The sequence below is a fragment of the Cellulomonas sp. URHB0016 genome (assembly GCF_054057935.1).
Genome location: NZ_JBSRZU010000001.1, coordinates 3,501,959 through 3,518,386, shown reverse-complemented (window position 1 = coordinate 3,518,386; position 16,428 = coordinate 3,501,959). Strand labels below are relative to the sequence as shown.

Annotated in this window: 15 protein-coding genes; 8 read left to right on the top strand and 7 right to left on the bottom strand. The window is 72.6% G+C overall.

All coding sequences use genetic code 11. The features are described from left to right. Nucleotides 1-3 precede the first annotated feature (3 nt). The 3 genes from ACVW07_RS16190 to ACVW07_RS16180 all read right to left on the bottom strand — a co-directional run bounded on the left by ACVW07_RS16190 (nt 4) and on the right by ACVW07_RS16180 (nt 2,655). Nucleotides 4-1,008, bottom strand: coding sequence for an anion permease (locus ACVW07_RS16190; RefSeq protein WP_456820251.1), 1,005 nt, complete (start codon nt 1,006-1,008; stop codon nt 4-6). Between the two features lie 5 nt (nt 1,009-1,013). Next, nucleotides 1,014-1,634, bottom strand: a complete 621-nt coding sequence (locus ACVW07_RS16185; protein WP_456820250.1) for a DUF47 domain-containing protein — start codon at nt 1,632-1,634, stop codon at nt 1,014-1,016. 421 nt (nt 1,635-2,055) lie between these two features. Then, nucleotides 2,056-2,655 (bottom strand): hypothetical protein, encoded by a 600-nt coding sequence (locus ACVW07_RS16180; protein WP_456821098.1) that lies wholly within the window; start codon nt 2,653-2,655, stop codon nt 2,056-2,058. A 216-nt stretch (nt 2,656-2,871) separates the two neighbouring features. On the opposite strand from ACVW07_RS16180, the gene ACVW07_RS16175 reads away from it, so the two are divergent. The 3 genes from ACVW07_RS16175 (at nt 2,872) to ACVW07_RS16165 (ending at nt 6,859) form a co-directional block, all read left to right on the top strand. Beyond that, a complete protein-coding gene (locus ACVW07_RS16175) occupies nt 2,872-4,380 on the top strand; it encodes a sugar porter family MFS transporter (RefSeq protein WP_456820249.1) in 1,509 nt (502 codons plus the stop codon). 175 nt (nt 4,381-4,555) lie between these two features. Next, nucleotides 4,556-5,065 carry a MarR family winged helix-turn-helix transcriptional regulator gene (locus ACVW07_RS16170; RefSeq protein ID WP_456820248.1) on the top strand — a complete coding sequence of 170 codons (510 nt, stop codon included), beginning with the start codon at nt 4,556-4,558 and terminating at the stop codon, nt 5,063-5,065. 120 nt (nt 5,066-5,185) lie between these two features. Then, the gene (locus ACVW07_RS16165) at nt 5,186-6,859 is read left to right on the top strand and encodes an MDR family MFS transporter (RefSeq protein ID WP_456820247.1); all 1,674 of its coding nucleotides are present in this window, start codon (nt 5,186-5,188) and stop codon (nt 6,857-6,859) included. 55 nt (nt 6,860-6,914) lie between these two features. Here ACVW07_RS16165 and ACVW07_RS16160 read toward each other — a convergent pair whose 3' ends face one another. The 3 genes from ACVW07_RS16160 to msrB all read right to left on the bottom strand — a co-directional run bounded on the left by ACVW07_RS16160 (nt 6,915) and on the right by msrB (nt 9,020). Further along, nucleotides 6,915-7,376, bottom strand: a complete 462-nt coding sequence (locus ACVW07_RS16160; protein WP_456820246.1) for a MarR family winged helix-turn-helix transcriptional regulator — start codon at nt 7,374-7,376, stop codon at nt 6,915-6,917. A gap of 179 nt (nt 7,377-7,555) precedes the next feature. Beyond that, nucleotides 7,556-8,428 carry an NERD domain-containing protein gene (locus ACVW07_RS16155; RefSeq protein ID WP_456820245.1) on the bottom strand — a complete coding sequence of 291 codons (873 nt, stop codon included), beginning with the start codon at nt 8,426-8,428 and terminating at the stop codon, nt 7,556-7,558. A 178-nt stretch (nt 8,429-8,606) separates the two neighbouring features. Beyond that, complete coding sequence (msrB, locus tag ACVW07_RS16150; protein ID WP_456820244.1) at nt 8,607-9,020, bottom strand: peptide-methionine (R)-S-oxide reductase MsrB; 414 nt, start codon at nt 9,018-9,020, stop codon at nt 8,607-8,609. 199 nt (nt 9,021-9,219) lie between these two features. On the opposite strand from msrB, the gene ACVW07_RS16145 reads away from it, so the two are divergent. The 4 genes from ACVW07_RS16145 to ACVW07_RS16130 all read left to right on the top strand — a co-directional run bounded on the left by ACVW07_RS16145 (nt 9,220) and on the right by ACVW07_RS16130 (nt 13,476). After that, nucleotides 9,220-11,502, top strand: coding sequence for a putative bifunctional diguanylate cyclase/phosphodiesterase (locus tag ACVW07_RS16145; protein WP_456820243.1), 2,283 nt, complete (start codon nt 9,220-9,222; stop codon nt 11,500-11,502). 141 nt (nt 11,503-11,643) lie between these two features. Next, a complete protein-coding gene (locus tag ACVW07_RS16140; RefSeq protein ID WP_456820242.1) occupies nt 11,644-12,321 on the top strand; it encodes a TasA family protein in 678 nt (225 codons plus the stop codon). An 8-nt stretch (nt 12,322-12,329) separates the two neighbouring features. Then, on the top strand, nt 12,330-13,058 hold the full coding sequence (locus ACVW07_RS16135; protein WP_456820241.1) for a signal peptidase I: 729 nt from the start codon (nt 12,330-12,332) through the stop codon (nt 13,056-13,058). Next, on the top strand, nt 13,039-13,476 hold the full coding sequence (locus tag ACVW07_RS16130; RefSeq protein ID WP_456820240.1) for a hypothetical protein: 438 nt from the start codon (nt 13,039-13,041) through the stop codon (nt 13,474-13,476). Before ACVW07_RS16135 ends, ACVW07_RS16130 begins: the two co-directional genes overlap by 20 nt. 48 nt (nt 13,477-13,524) lie before the next feature. On the opposite strand, the gene ACVW07_RS16125 is transcribed toward ACVW07_RS16130, so the two are convergent. Then, entirely contained in the window at nt 13,525-14,922 is a 1,398-nt protein-coding gene (locus tag ACVW07_RS16125; protein ID WP_456820239.1) for an FAD-binding oxidoreductase, read from the bottom strand. Between the two features lie 265 nt (nt 14,923-15,187). Between ACVW07_RS16125 and ACVW07_RS16120 the strand changes: the two genes are divergently transcribed. After that, nucleotides 15,188-16,363: an LLM class flavin-dependent oxidoreductase gene (locus ACVW07_RS16120; RefSeq protein WP_456820238.1), complete on the top strand. Its 1,176-nt coding sequence runs from the start codon at nt 15,188-15,190 to the stop codon at nt 16,361-16,363. The last annotated feature ends 65 nt before the right edge of the window (nt 16,364-16,428 follow it).

The following is a 16,428-nucleotide window of genomic DNA, read 5'->3' as shown; positions in this document are numbered from 1 at the left end:
TGCTCAGCGCAGCAGCGGGCTCAGGACGAAGTAGATCAGCGCCGCGACGAGGGCTGCTGCCGGGATCGTCAGGACCCATGCCGTCGCGATGTTCCCGGCCACGCCCCAGCGGACCGCGGACGCCCGCTTGGTCGCCCCGACACCCATGATCGACGCGGTCACGGTGTGCGTGGTGGAGACGGGCGCGTGCAGCACGAACGCGTTGAGGTACAGGACCGTCGCGGACACGGACTCGGCGACGAAGCCGCGCGCGGGGTCGACCTCGATGATCTTGCGGCCGAGGGTCCGCATGATGCGCCACCCGCCCGAGTACGTGCCCGCGGAGATCGCGGCGGCGGCCGAGACCTTGACCCACAGCGGGATGCCGGTGTCGGGGTCGGCCCACCCGACGGTGAGGAGCGCGAGGTAGATGACGCCCATCGTCTTCTGCGCGTCCTGCAGGCCGTGGCCGAGCGCCATGGCAGAGGCGGACACCGTCTGGGCCCCGCGGAAGCGGCGGTACGTCTTGCCGGGCGGACGGTTCCGGACCAGCCAGAGGACGCCGACCATGATGAAGAAGGCGGCGGCGAACCCGACGACCGGCGAGACGACCATCGGGATGACGACCTTCTCGTACACCGACGACCAGTACACCCCGAGGTTGCCGGCGAGCCCGGCGCCGACGAGCCCGCCGATGAGGGCGTGCGTCGAGGACGACGGGAGACCGAGCCACCACGTGATGAGGTTCCACGTGATGGCCCCGACGAGCGCGCACACGATGACGACGAGCGCCTGGTGCGGCGGGGCGTCGCTGAGGTCGACGATCGAGGTGGCGATGGTCTCGGCGACGGCGGTGCCGAGCAGCGCACCGGTGAAGTTCATGATCGCCGCCATGGTGAGCGCCACGCGAGGGGTCAGCGCCCGCGTGGACACCGACGTCGCGATGGCGTTGGCGGCGTCATGGAAGCCGTTGGTGTAGTCGAACCCGAGCGCGAACAGGACGACGACGACGACGAGCGCGGTCTCCACCGGGCTCAGGACTCCTTGAGCGCGATGGTCTCGACGGTGTTCGCGACCTTCTCGAACGCGTCCGCCGCATCCTCGAGCTTCTCGACGATCTCCTTGAGCTTCATGAGCAGGATCGGGTCGGTGATCTCGTCGAACAGCTGCGCGAGCAGCTTGCGGTGCGACTTGTCCGCCTGGTTCTCGAGGCGGTTCACCTCGACCCAGTACTCCGAGAGCGAGTCCATGGAGCGCAGCCGCGGCATCGCCTCGGCAGTGAGCTCGGCGCACCGCTGCAGGACGGCCACCTGGTCGGAGACGCGCGCGGGCAGCTCCTCGACCTTGTACAGCACGATGAGGTCGGCGGCCTCGTCCATGAAGTCCATGCAGTCGTCGAGGCTCGACGCGAGGTTGTAGATGTCGTCCCGGTCGAACGGGGTCACGAACGTCTGGTTGAGCCGACGCATGATCGTGTGCGTCGCCTCGTCGGCCAGGTGCTCGGCCTCGTTGATCCGCTTGCCGATCTCCTTGCGGGTCGGGCGGTCGGCGCCGAGCATCTCGCCGAGCAGGTTCGCTCCGGTGACGAGGTGCTTCGCCGAGTCGGCGAAGAGGTCGAAGTACGTGGTGTCGCGCGGGGTGAGGCGCAGGCGCACAGCAGTCTCCGTGGAGGGGGGGACGGACGGGGATCAGGCTAGGTCACGGCCGGGGTAATGCCTAACGGCCGACGACGACCACATGGACACATGGTGACAGCCCGGCGACGCCCCGGGGCCCGGTTGAGCGACGACCAGCCGATCGCCACGCCGGCGACACGGGATGCGGTCGACGGCGCACGCTCCGACACGGTCGGCGCACGCCGACCGCAGCGCTGCTGGGGGAGAGGTGAGCGACGCCGGACCGCGGAGCGCCTCTCGGCGCAAGGCCGCTCGAAGCGGCTTGAGATGGAGCCCGGGGCTACCGCGGCCCGACGTCGTGGTCCACGATACGCCGCCTCACCCGGTCGCCGCGTGTGCGTGAGATCACCAACCCGCGCGCCACCCGGTCGGGTGTACTGCCACGCGGCGCGGGCGGGACCTACTCCAGCCGTCCCGCCCGCCAGAGGGAGGCGGCGTGGCCGAGCTCCTCGGCCGTGCGCACCAGCGAGGCCGCACCCCGGGTGGTCCGGAGCGCCCCGGCGGGGTCGACGTCGTCGAGGTGGTCGGCGTCGAACGCGGCACCGGTCGCGAGCACCTGGCAGAACGCCGCCGCCCGCTCGAGCGCCACGGCGAGGTCGCCCGCGTAGACCCCGGACAGCACGGCGTCCGCCACGTTCCGCACGTCGGCCGGCCCCGGGGCGTCGGCCACGCCGGCGACCACGTCGTGCACCGGCGCGGCGTGCACGCCCAGGCGGTACCGCTCGGCCACCGTGGCGGGGTCGCGGAGCACCCACTCGCGCAGCACGTACAGGCGCCACAGCGCGCCGGGGAGCGAGTCGGCGGGGCTGTCCGACCAGAGCTCGGCGACCATGTCGAGACCCTCGGTCTCGACGAGGGCCACGAGCCGGGCCACCACGTCGGGGTCCGCATGGGCGCGGCCCTGGTGCACGAGCGCGGCGGCCGTCGCGTGCGCGATCTCGTCGCGCACGGCCGGGTCGAGCGCGCCCGGGAGGGCGTCTGCCTGCGCCGGGTCGAGCATCGCCGGTCGACGGGGTCGACGCGGTCCGCCGGGTTCCGTCATCGCCGCCTCCGTCTCCCCGTGGCCGTGCCCGGTGCCGGCCCTGTCGTGCCGACCGGACGATCCTGCCCTGCGGGCGGGCCGGGCGGAACCCTGCTCGACGTGCGTCGCCATGGCCCGCGGGCCACAGTAAGGAACATCTCCCGGGACGGGCTCGGGGGCCAGGAGGTGCCCATCATGTCCCACGCGTCAGCGTCGCCGCAGGGGCCGGCCGCAGGGAGCGGCGACTACCGCAGCCCGCACCACAACAAGGCGATCGCGCTCGCGGTCGCCGCCGCCGTCGGCGGATTCCTGTTCGGGTTCGACAGCTCGGTCATCAACGGCGCCGTCGACGCGTTCGGGGTGCACTTCGACATCGGCTCGGCCCTGCAGGGCTTCGCCGTCGCCGTGGCGCTCCTCGGCTGCGCGGTCGGCGCATGGGCCGGCGGGCGGCTCGCGGACCGGTGGGGCCGGCCGCGGGTCATGTTCCTCGGCGCAGTGCTGTTCTTCGTGTCGTCCGTGCTCACCGGTCTGTCCTGGACCATCTGGGACTTCATGCTGTGGCGGACCCTCGCGGGCATCGGCATCGGCATCGCGTCCGTGATCGCCCCGGCGTACATCGCCGAGATCGCACCGGCGGCCCTCCGGGGCCGGCTGGGGTCGCTGCAGCAGCTCGCCATCACGCTCGGTATCTTCGCCGCGCTGCTCTCCGACCAGCTCATCGCGTCGTCGACGGACCCGGCGGAGGGCCAGCTCGCGGCGTCGGCCGAGCTGTGGGGCCTGCAGGCGTGGCGGTGGATGTTCATCGTCGCCGTGGTCCCGGCGACCGTGTACGGGATCCTCGCGCTGCGGATCCCCGAGTCGCCCCGCTACCTCGTGTCCATGCGGCGCGAGCCCGAGGCGCTCGCCGTGCTCACCGACGTGCTCGGGCCCGACGAGGACCCGCAGGTCCGTATCGACGAGATCAAGCGGACGATCGCCGAGGACAAGGAGCACGCCCAGCACGCCACGCTGCGCAGACCGAACGGCCGCGGTCTGCTGCCCGTCGTGTGGGTGGGCATCCTGCTGTCGGTGTTCCAGCAGTTCGTCGGGATCAACGTGATCTTCTACTACTCGAACACGCTGTGGCAGGCCGTGGGCTTCGACGAGAGCGACTCGTTCATGGTCTCGACGATCACGTCGATCACCAACGTGGCCGTGACGTTCATCGCGATCGCCCTCATCGACAAGATCGGGCGCCGCCCGCTCCTGCTGATCGGCTCCGCGGGCATGGCGGCTTCGCTGGCCACCATGGCGGTCGCGTTCACGCAGTCGACCGGCACGGGTGACAACCTGACGCTGACCGGTTCGTGGGGCACCATCGCGCTCGTCGCGGCGAACGCGTTCGTGGTGTTCTTCGGTGCCACGTGGGGCCCGCTGGTCTGGGTGCTGCTGGGCGAGATGTTCCCGAACCGCATCCGGGCCGCCGCGCTCGGGCTCGCGGCCGCCGCTCAGTGGATCGCCAACTTCCTCATCACGATCTCGTTCCCGCCGATGCTCGACCGGTTCGGCGCCTCGATCCCGTACCTCATGTACGCGATCTTCGCGACGCTGTCGTTCTTCTTCACGCTCTGGAAGGTGCCCGAGACGAAGGGCGTCCAGCTGGAGGACATGGAGGACGTCAAGGTCGTGCGCGGCCGTCGGGGCGCTGCGACGACAGCTGTCTGATCGGCTGACGGGGCCGCAAGGGGCCTTTCGGACCACCAGGGTCCCCGCTCACGCGCCGCGCGTGGGCGGGGACCTTTGTCGCGCCATGGCCGGAGCTCGGTACCTGCGCCATGCAGAAGTTGTCCGACGCAACCTCTTAGGCTACGGTGGTTGCTACAGGCAACAAAGGAGCAGGATGTCCGCCGCGCCACAGCTCGCCCCCGCCCTGGGGACACCCCCATCCGTCGACAGCGCCCGCCAGGAGCTGCTGCGGTCGGTGGAGCGCTTCGCCAGGTCGGTCCGTGAAGCCTCGTACCTGGTGTCCAGGCAGCTCCCCTGCTCCCGCGGGTCCGTGCCCGTGGTCCGGATGCTCGACCGGCGCGGAACCATGCAGGTCGGCGACATCGCCGACGTCCTCCACGTCGACATCTCCGTGGCCAGCCGGCAGGTGAGCAACCTCGTCGCCGAGGGCTACGTGGAGCGCACCGTCGACGACGGCGACCGCCGCGTCCGGACGTTGCGGCTCACGCCGGCCGGCAAGGCGCTCGCGGCCCAGATGCGCGCCGCCCTCGACCGGCGGACGGCCGAGATCCTCACCGATTGGGACGCCGCCGACGTCGCGGCCTGCACCGATGCCCTCGACCGGCTCACGGCCAGCGTCGACGCCTCGACCCGCGCCCACCACCTCAGCGACCACACCGGCTAACGACTCGCCCCCCTCGGCCCGCCGGGCCGCTGCCCCACGATCCCCCGCCACACCCCGAACCTGCCGACGACGCCGGGTCCGCCCACCGTCCGCACCAGCACGAGAGCGAGCACGACGAGCATGAGCCAGAACCCCAGCACCCCACCCGACCAGGCCGCCCGCGCCGCCATGACCCACCGCGAGATCCTCGAGTCGATGTCGGGGATCCTCCTCGGGATGTTCGTCTCGATCCTCGCGACGAGCGTCGTGTCGTCGTCGCTCCCCCGCATCATCACCGACCTTCACGGCGCCCAGTCCGCGTTCACGTGGGTCGTCACCGCCACGCTGCTGACCACCACGATCTCGACCCCGATCTGGGGCAAGCTCGCCGACCTCGTCGACCGCAAGCTGCTCATCCAGCTCGCGCTGGTCATCTCCGTGGTCTCGTCGGCGCTCGCGGGCCTGTCCCACAGCACGGGCATGCTCATCGGCATGCGGGCCCTGCAGGGCATCGGCGCCGGCGGGCTCACCGCGCTCGGCACCATCCTGATCGCCGACATCATCAGCCCCCGCGAGCGCGGCCGGTACATGGGCCTCATGGGCGCGGTGATGGGCATCGGCATGGTCGGCGGACCGCTGCTCGGCGGCGTCATCACGGACAGCGCCCTGGGCTGGCGGTGGAACTTCTTCATCGGCCTGCCGTTCGCGATCGCCGCGATCGTCGTGCTGCAGCGCACCCTGCACCTGCCCGCCCGGACCCGGCGCACGGTGAAGATCGACTACCTCGGCGCGTTCCTCATCTCGGCCGGCATCGCGACCCTCCTCCTGTGGGTCACGTTCGCCGGGGACAAGTTCGAGTGGGCGTCGTGGCAGACCGCGGCCATGGTCGGCGGCTCGCTCGTGCTGCTGGCGCTCGCGGTGCTCGCCGAGTCGCGGGCCGCCGAGCCGATCCTCCCGCTGCACCTGTTCAGGAACCGCACCCTGGTGCTGTCCGTGATCGCCTCGATCGCCGTCGGCATCGCCCTGTTCGGCACCTCGGTGTTCCTCAGCCAGTACATGCAGCTCGCCCGCGGCAAGACGCCCACCGTGTCCGGCCTGCTGACCATCCCGATGATCGTCGGCATGCTCGCCTCGTCGACCGTCAGCGGGCAGCTGATCAGCCGCACCGGCCGGTACAAGCGCTTCATGGTCGCCGGCGCGACCGTCCTCACCGTCGGCCTGGTCCTCATGGGCACGATCCACTACGACACGAGCTTCCTGCTCGTGGGCCTCTACATGGTCATCCTCGGCGTGGGTGTCGGGATGCTCATGCAGAACCTCGTGCTCGCCACCCAGAACACCCTGGACATCAAGGAGGTGGGCTCCGGCACCGCGACGGTGGCGTTCTTCCGGACGCTCGGTGGTGCGCTCGGCGTCGCCGGTCTGGGGGCCGTCCTCGCGGCCCGTTCGCAGGAGCTGATCCTGTCCGGCGTCCGCAAGCTCGGCATCGACCCGTCGGCGCTCGGCGGCTCAGGCGAGCTGCCCGACGTCTCGACCCTCCCGGGGCCGATCAGGACCGTCGTCGAGCAGGCGTTCGGCGACTCGATCGCCGACCTGTTCCTCATCGCGGCGCCGATCGCGCTCGTCTCGCTCGTCGCCGTGCTGTTCCTCCAGGAGGTGCCGCTCGGTCGCCGGTCCGGCATCGAGCAGCAGCTCGAGGACCTGGCCGCCGATCAGGAGGCGACGACGGGCGCCTCGGTGCCCGCTCCAGCCCTGCCGACCGGCCACGCCGACGAGATGGCCGACGAGCGGGTGGACGCTCTGGGACCGCGCTGACCCCGGGGGGTCCGCCGCCCGGTCCCTCGTGCGCCCGGTCCCTGCGCGTACCCGGTCAGTCCGTCGGCTCGTCGGCGCGCCGAACCTCGGCGAGGTCCGCGTTCAGCCGGGCGAGCTGGGCCGCGAGCCGGTCGACGTCCTCCGAGGACCAGGACGCCAGCGCGCTGTGCAGGTACGCCCTCCTCGCGGACTGGGCGGACTCGAAGCGCCGGTGGCCTTCCTCCGTGAGGTCGAGCAGCTGGCCGCGGAAGTCCTCCGGATCGGGTCGGCGGGACACCAGCCCGAGCGCCGAGAGCCGGCTGAGCTGGCGCGAGATCGTGCCGCGACCGACGCCGATGAACGTGGCCAGATCGCTGGCGCGGACGCCCGGGGTCGCCACGATGTGGCCGAGCAGCACGTAGGCCGAGGGCTCCAGGTCGGGGTGGACCCGGCGGGACAACGCCGTCGACGACGCCTGGGCCCGGCGCAGCAGGAGGCCCAGCTCTCGCTCGAGCTGGAGGAAGTTCTCGTCGACCACGGGCACATCTTGACTGACGGGCACGCCCCGCGGGCCGGTCTCGGGAGACGACCTGTGCACACGTCCAGTCCGTCCTGGGTGCTAGCACCCAGGTGATGCCGTGGACACGTGCAAGCCGAGGGCGCGCCGAACCGCCCGGAGCCGGCCGCGAGGTCGGGCTTCGCCCCGTGACCTGCGGCTCAGTGCGACCAAGTACGCCGACGGCGGGCGATCTGGGCGATGGCACGGGCCCGCGCGGGGTCGAGCCGCACCGGCATCTGACGGAACAGGCCGGGCACGTCCGTGCGGTGCACCACGAGCGGGTCCTCGGGCCCGACGACGCCGACGATCTCGAGATCGCCGTGCACCACGATGACCCCGCGGACGCTGATGCCGGGGATGGCCGCGGCGAGCAGGTGCCCCTGGACACGGGACGCCTCGAGGCGCGCGACCCGCAGGGCGGCGACCGGGACGCCGTCGACGATCATCTGGCGGCCGTCCAGGACCACGGTCGACGCGGAACCGGGCCGGCCGCGATGTCCGGGCTGCACGTCGACGTCGTCCTCGTCGGTCAGGCCGTCAGCGTGGCAGGTGCGTCCCGCCTCACGGCGCTCGCTCACGGTGAAGATGCCGCCGGGCCCGATCAGCAGGTGCCCGACCATGTCGCCCTGCCGACCGAGCGGGACGTCGCGGACGACCTCCCAGCCCTCGTCGGTCAGGCGGTCCAGGCGGGTACGGACCGAGCTCGCACGGCCGGAGCGGTACCTGTCGTCGGGGACGTCGCGGGAGTCGGAGCCGAGCCAGGCCTCCAGCGCCGCCTCGTCGAAGGCGTCGAGCGCGTCCGAGGGGGCGGTCGGTACCGGCAGCACGAGCTCGGTCACGTCGGCCCGCGCGTCGGTGCGCAGCCACGCCTGCGCGGCACGGCGCAGGCCGGCCTCGCGCTCGGGGTCGTCCGCGACGACCTCGCCGGACTGGAGATCGACCGATCCGAGCATCGCCCCGGTCTCTTCCGTGACGAACAGGCGGTCGGCGCCGTAGCGCCTCCACCTGCGAACCGTCAGGACCTCTTCCACGCAGGCATTATCGGCAACGCAGGGCCCGACCTTCAGTCGCGTCAACCATCTGGACGCCACGCGTCAGCGTGTCGAGCACTGACACGCCGCCCGGTTCGAATCGCTTCGAACCGGGCGACGGTGCACGTGAACGCTCACATCGCCGACCGTCCCCGCCTGGCGGTCGCCTGCCGGCGAGTCATTCCTCCGGAGGTGCCGTCGGCTCGAACGTCAGGCTCACCGAGTTCATGCAGAACCGGTCGCCCGTCGGGGTCTGCGGGGCGTCGTCGAACACGTGCCCCAGGTGGGAGCCGCAGCGGGCGCAGCGCACCTCGGTCCGCACCATGCCGAGCGTCCGGTCGGTCAGCAGCTCGACGCGGTCACCCGCCAGCGGCGAGAAGAAGCTCGGCCACCCGCAGTGCGAGTCGAACTTGGTGTCGGACCGGAACAGCTCGTTGCTGCACGCCCGACAGCGGTACACGCCCTCGCGCTTCTCGTCGAGCAGAGCCCCCGTCCAGGGGCGCTCCGTGCCGGCCTTGCGCAGCACCGAGAACTCCTGCGGCGCGAGCTCGAGCCGCCACTGCTCGTCGGACTTGGTCACCTCGTAGGTCATCGGAACCTCCTTCGTGTCGCTGCAACACCACGACCCCGCCGGGAGTTCCCGGGCGCACGCACCGGCGCGCCGCCGCACCGGAATGCCTGCCACGCGGCACTCTGACCAGGTATGTCGTGAGCTCACATGTCGACCCCCTACCCTTCGCCGTAGCGCATGCCGCCCCGGCGCGCCCCGACCGTCCATCCCGAGGTGCTGCGTGCCGCCGTCCGCTGCTCGCCGACGCTGGTCCCTGACGCGCTACTTCGCCGTCGTCTCCGTCGTCGCGATGGCCGCGCTCGGCTGCGCCCTCGTCTGGGTGACGTCCAACGTGATGCGGGGCCAGGCCCTGCGCGACGGCACGGCGTCCGCCGAGACCCTGATGGCGTACACCGTGGGATCGCTGCCCTCGGACGCGTTCGCCGACGGGCTCGTGTCGCCCGAGGAGCAGGCGCGCGTCGACGGTGCCGCGAACGGGTTCGGCGACCGGCTCGTCGAGGTCCGGCTGTGGAGCGCGACCGGCACGCTCATGTACTCCTCCACCACGGGCGCACGGCCGGGCTTCCCGGACAACGACCGCTTCGCGCACGTCCAGCGCTCCGGCGTGGCGGACGCGCAGGTGCTCGTGGACCTGCGGGACCACGAGGCACCCGGAGACGGCGGGTCCGCCATGCAGCGGCAGGTGCTGGACGTGTACGTGCCCGTGCGTGCCTCCGACACGGCGGGACCGCGGCACACGGAGGGCGGGGCCGCCCCGGCCGACGCCGCGGCGCCGGCTGACGGCGCTCCGGCCGACGGCGCGCCGGCCGACGAGGCGCCCGCCGGCGAGGCGTCCCCGGCCACCACCGGTGACGGCGGGACGCCGGAGGGGGCCGACGCGACCGGTCGCGACGAGGTCGTCGGCGCCGCCGAGATCCTGCTCGACCACACCGCGTCGGAGGCCGCGCTCTCGGACGCGGTCCGGACCGTGGGCCTCGTGGTCGGCGGGGGGCTCGTCGCCCTGTGGCTGCTGCTGTTCCGCACCGTGTTCACCACGTCGCGGCGCCTGCAGTCGACGGCGCTCGAGAACGCCCGGCTCGCGCTGCTCGACTCGCTCACCGGCCTCCCGAACCGTCGCCTGCTCGCGGAGCGGATGCTGCGCACGGTGACGGCGGCGCACGAGGACGGGTCCCGCGTGGGGCTCGTGCTGCTCGACATCGACCGCTTCAAGGACATCAACGACTCCCTGGGCCACGACCGGGGCGACGAGCTGCTCGAGCAGGTCGCCGAGCGGCTCCGCGGTGCGCTGCGCGACGAGGACGTCGTGGCTCGCCTCGGCGGCGACGAGTTCGCGATCCTGCTGCCCGACGTGCGCTCGATCGCGAACGCCGAGCGCCTCGCCCGGCGGGTCCGGGCGCTGTTCGTGCCGCCGTTCACGCTCGGCGAGCTGTCGCTGCACGTCGAGACGTCGGTGGGCGTCGCGTGCCTGCCCGACCACGCCCACGACCCGTCGTCCCTCATGCGCACGGCGGACGTGGCGATGTACGCGGCGAAGCACCACCGCACCGGCGTCTCGGTGTACTCGGCCGACGAGGACGACTCGTCGCCCGCGCGGCTCGTGCTCCTCGGCGACCTGCACCACGCCCTCGACACCGAGCCGGACGCCGAGCCGCAGCTCGAGATGCACTACCAGCCGAAGATCGACCTGAACAGCGGCAAGATCGTCGGCCTCGAGGCGCTGATGCGCTGGCGGCACCCCACCCGCGGGCTGCTCGGGCCCGGGATGTTCATCCCGCTCGCCGAGCAGTCCGGCCTCATCCACGACGTGACGCGGTTCGCGCTCTCGCAGGCCGTGGCGCAGCTCGCCCGGTGGCGCGACGAGGGCCGCGTGACGCCCGTGGCGGTCAACCTGTCGGCGCACGACGTGACGACCTCCACCGTCGTCGACGTCATCGAAGGGCTGCTCGAGCGCCACGGCGTCCCGCCCGAGCTCCTCGAGGTCGAGATCACCGAGACCGCGCTGGTCGCCGACCCGTCGCGGGTGGTCCCCGTGCTGCAGCGGCTCGGCACCATCGGCGTCAAGGTGGCCATCGACGACTTCGGCATCGGCAACACCTCGATCGCGCAGCTGCGGGACCTGCCCGTGGACGAGCTCAAGATCGACCGGCTGTTCGTCGCCGACCTGCGCGACGGTGGGCGGGCGGGATCCGAGGTGGTCGTGCAGGCGATGGTCGACCTCGCGCACTCGTTCGACCTGCGCGTCGTCGCCGAAGGCGTCGAGGACCAGGAGACGGCGACCGTCCTGCGGCGGCTCGGCGTCGACCAGGCCCAGGGCTTCTGGTACTCCCCCGCCGTGCCGGCCGCGCTGCTGCCCACCCTGAGCGACGTCCCGCGGCAGCGCCGGGCGCGCCCGCCGGCAGCCCCCGCGGCGCCGACCGGCCCCGGTCGAGCGGAGTCGGCGACGGGCTCGCGGGGCGGCACGGCGACCGCTCGACCGCCGCGGGCCGCCCGGTCCGACCCGTAGGAGAAGAAATCGTGCAGAAACGCTCAAGTCCCCCGCAGCGCCTGCCGATAACGACCGATGTGCCGTGTTCTGTCGGTACACGACGAGGACCGGGACGGACACCCCGCCCGACGACGAAGCCCGGAGGAGCACACCGCCGTGATGGACGACCTGCTGCAGGAGATGATCGACCCCGCGCCTGCGCCCCGTGACGCACCCCGCCGGCGACGGCTCTGGATGACGGTCGCGATCGTGGGTCTGGCGGTGGTCGGGGTCACGAGGCTGACGACGGCGGCGTTGTTCACGGACAACGCCACGACGGGCTCGGCGATCGCCTCCGGCACGATCGACCTCACGACCGACCAGCTCACGCTGCCGGTGCTCGACGGCAACCTCATGCCGGGGGACGCGGTCGTCGCCCCGGTGACCGTGACGAACGCCGGCACGCTGTCGTACTGGTACGCCGTCACGTACACCGCCACCGACACGGACACGCAGACCGGTGCCGGCACGGGCGCGGACGACGCGCACCTGTCCGACCGCCTCGTGCTCGACGTGTACGCCGGGCTCGCGCGGTGCAGCGCACCGTCGGACACCGACGGTGCCACGCCGCTCGCGACCGTGACCGATCTGAGCACCGGCGAGGACGCGCTGTTCGGCGACCGCGCGCTCGAGTCCGACGCCGGGAACCGGGTCCTCGGCTCCACCCAGGACGAGACCCTCTGCGTCAAGGTCTCGTTCCCGTCGACGGCCGACGACAACGCCTACCAGGGCACCGCGACCGCGGTCTCGCTGAAGTTCTACGCCTCCCAGACGACCCACGGCGCCCAGAGGTCCTGATCAGGGACATGACGCGAACCGCCCGACGCGCGCGTACCGAACCGGTGGACCGCCGGCTCGAGCACGCGGCGGTGCTGCACGCCTCGACCCACCGCCCGCCGCTGCCGCCGCTGCGCCGGCTCGTGTCCGTCGCACTGTGGACCGTGGTCCTGGTGTGCGGGCTGGGGTACGCCACGTCCCTCGCCGTCCCGCTCTGGTTCCAGGCCCACGAGCAACGGCTGCTCGTGGTGACCTCCGGGTCGATGGCCCCGAAGTTCGACGCCGGGGACGCGGTGGTGATGCGGCGGATCACCGACGCGTCGCAGCTGAAGGTCGGCCAGGTCGTGTCGTTCTGGCCGCTGGGCTCGGAGACGCTGGTGACGCACCGCATCGTCGAGCTGCGCAGCATGCCGGTGCTCACCCAGGACGAGTCGACGGGCACGATGGTCGCTCCCGGCGGCGCGGGGGCCGCCCCGGAGATGCGGCAGTACATCATCACGAAGGGTGACGCGAACCCCGTCCCGGACCCCAACGCGACCCCGTACACCCGGGTCCGCGGCGTGATCCTCGGCGTGCACCACGGGTGGGGCTGGGTGCTGCAGTGGGCGGGCTCGGCGACCGGACGAGCCGTGATGCTCGTGCCGCCGCTCCTCGCGCTCGCCACCCTGGAGGTGCTCTCGACGATCGACGCCCGCCGACGCGCCCGGCGGGCGAGGACCAGCGAGGAGAGGCGGCTCGATGCGCTCCTCCTCGGCTGACCGCGCCTTCCCTGTGCCTGGCCGGACCTCCGCGCGCACCGACCGGGCCGGCTGGACCCGGCTCGGGGCCGCCGTGCTCCTCGGACTGGTCGCGGCGGTCGGGCCCCTCGTCGGGAGCACGTCCGCGCAGTTCACCGACACCGACGAGGTGGGGGTGGTGTCCGTCACCACGCCCGACGACTTCACGGACCCCACCCCGAGCCCGACGTCGGGGCCGACCTCCCGCGTCCCGTCCGGCCCGATGCCGGCCACGCCGTCGGCCCCTGCGGCCGGACCAGGGACCGGACCAGCGGCCCGACCAGGGGTCGGTCCTGCGCCCGACCCGCGAAGCGTGCTGCTGCCGCGCCCGGGGCCCGGGCCGGCACCGGACGGACCGGCACCGCTGCACCACGACCCTCGGCTGCCGCTCGTCCGCTGAGCGCCGAGCGGCCTGCCATCACGACCGCACGGCCCGAGCGCCGTGACGTCAGGAACGCATGCCGCGAGCGGCGAGCAGCACTCCCGCCGGGTCGTACGCGAGCGAGAGCACGCGCAGCCGGCGCGCGACCAGCGGCGTGAACACCCGGTCGGCCCAGGGGCGGCCCGCCGCGTCCGTGAAGTTCGGCAGCGCCCCGAGCCGGGCCCACGGTGCGAGCCCGGCGGCGATGCGGGCGGCGTCGCGCGTGACCGCATGGGCGGTGTCCGGGGCCATCAGGCCGAGCGTGAGCACCGTGAACGCCGCGTCCCGGTGGGCGAACGCGCACTCGTCGCCCTCCCGGACCCGACCACCGAGCTGACGGACCTCCACGAGCACCTGCGCCGTCTGCGCCTGGGTGCCCACGAGCTCGATCAGCCGGTCGACCGCGTCGGGCCCGAGGTCGTCGAGCAGCATCGTCGTCCGGTGCAGTGGCATGGGGTGGACCGCGTCGGCGTGGATCTCACCGATGGAGGAGTACGGCATCCGGTCGACGGAGTCGAGGACGGCGTGACCGGCCGAGCGGATCGCCTGGACCATCTGCTCGCCGACGCCGGCGTCCCCGGTCCAGGCGAAGCGCACGTGCAGCGCGACCCGTCCGCGCAGCGGATCCGGGAACGGGTCCACGTCGGGCATCCGCAGGACGGCCACCGACGTGGTGCCCTGCTCGGGCAGCAGCTCGCACCACACCGCCCAGGTGCGCAGCACCCTGTCCACGTCGTCACCGACGAACCACAGCCCGCCGGCGTAGACCTCGGGCAGCTCGACGAGGTCGATCTCGACCGCCGTCACGATCCCGAGCGCGCCCTTGCCGCCGCGCAGGCCCCAGAACAGGTCGCGATGCTCGGTGGCGGACACGCGCCGGAGCACGCCGTCGCCGGTGACCACCTCGAACGCCCGGACGGTGTCGGACGACAGGCCGTGCGACCGGGCCACCGGGCCGATGCCGCCGCCCGTGAGCAGCCCGACCACGCCCACGTCCGGCGACGAGCCCGCGAGCGCGGCCAGCCCGTACGGCGCGCACGCCTCGAGCACCTGCCCCCACCGCACGCCGGCACCGACCCTGGCCCAGCGCTCCTCCGGGTGGACCGTGATCTCGTCGAACGCCCCGGTGTGCACGAGGATCGCGTCCCGCATCTCCTCCGTCGCACCGTGGCCGGTGCTCTGCACCGCGACGGCCGTGCCGAACGCGGCGGCGAGACGGACGGTGCGGCTCACGTCCACCGGGCTGCGCGCCTCGACGACCGCGACCGGGCTCACCGTGCGCACGAGGTCGGTGGTGCGGGTGAGCGTCGCGTACCGGGCCGACCCGGGCAGGTGCACGTCCGGCACGAGGTCCTGGAGCGCCCGGGCGGCGGCCGGCGCTGCCGGACGGAAGTCGGGGCCGGTCTGGGAGCTGAGGATCGTCATCGTCGCCCTTCGTCGTCCTTCGTCGTCCTCGCCGAGCCGTCGGCGCGTGCTCGTGCGGTGCGCCCGGTCCGCCGGTGGTGCTCGAGGCGCCGCGGCCCGGCGCACGGGCAGAAGGGGAACTGCACGTCCGTCCAGATACATCGGGACGAGGGTGCGCGGGCGCGGGGGCCCTTACCGGGAATACCGTCGAGAGGGGCACGGTTGGAGCGGCAGTACATGCAAACGCATGAACCTGTCAGTCAGGACGAGACGAGCGAGGCGCACCATGCAGTTCGGGATCTTCTCCGTCGGAGACGTCACCACCGACCCGACGACCGGCCGCACCCCGGACGACACCGAGCGGGTGCGCGCGATGCTCACCATCGCCCAGCACGCGGACCAGGCCGGGCTGGACGTGTTCGCGACCGGCGAGCACCACAACCCGCCCTTCGTCCCCTCGTCGCCGACCACGATGCTCGGCTACCTGGCGGGCACCACGAAGCACATCACGCTCTCGACCGCGACGACCCTCATCACCACGAACGACCCGGTCCGGCTGGCCGAGGAGTACGCGATGCTCCAGGTCATCTCCGACGGGCGGATGGACCTCATGATGGGCCGCGGCAACACCGGCCCCGTCTACCCGTGGTTCGGCCAGGACATCCGCCAGGGCATCCCGCTGGCCGTCGAGAACTACGCGCTGCTCCGCCGCCTCTGGGAGGAGGACGTGGTGGACTGGCAGGGCAAGTTCCGCACGCCGCTGCAGGGCTTCACCTCCACCCCCCGCCCGCTGGACGGCGTCCCGCCGTTCGTCTGGCACGGTTCCATCCGGTCCCCCGAGATCGCCGAGCAGGCCGCGTACTACGGCGACGGGTTCCTGCACAACGCGATCTTCTGGCCCATCGAGCACGCCGCGCAGATGGTCGGCTACTACCGGCAGCGCTTCGAGCACTACGGGCACGGGCAGGCCGACCAGGCCATCGTGGGGCTCGGCGGCCAGGTGTTCATGAATGCGCGCTCGCAGGAGGCCGTGCGACAGTTCCGTCCCTACTTCGACAACGCCCCTGTCTACGGGCACGGCCCCTCCCTGGAGGACTTCGTCCGGGACACGCCGCTGACCGTCGGCAGCCCGCAGCAGGTGATCGACCGGTACGGCGCCCTGCGCGAGAAGGTCGGCCACTACCAGCGCCAGCTGTTCCTCATGGACCACGCCGGGCTCCCCGTGAAGACCGTGCTGGAGCAGATCGACCTCCTCGCCACCGAGGTGGTCCCCGTGCTGCGTCGCGAGGCCGAGGCCGCGCGGCCCGCCCACGTGCCGGCGAACCCGCCGACGCACGCCGAGCGCGTCGCCGCGGCCCGTTCCGCGGGCACCCTGCCGGTGCAGGCCGTGGGCGCCACCGACCACTGGACCGGCCGGACGGCGGAGGACGACGCGGAAGCAGCCGACGCCGTCACGCGTTGAGCACCATCACCACCCATCGGCACGAGCACCCTCAGCGCGGCCACGGCCGTCGCACCACGAGCACC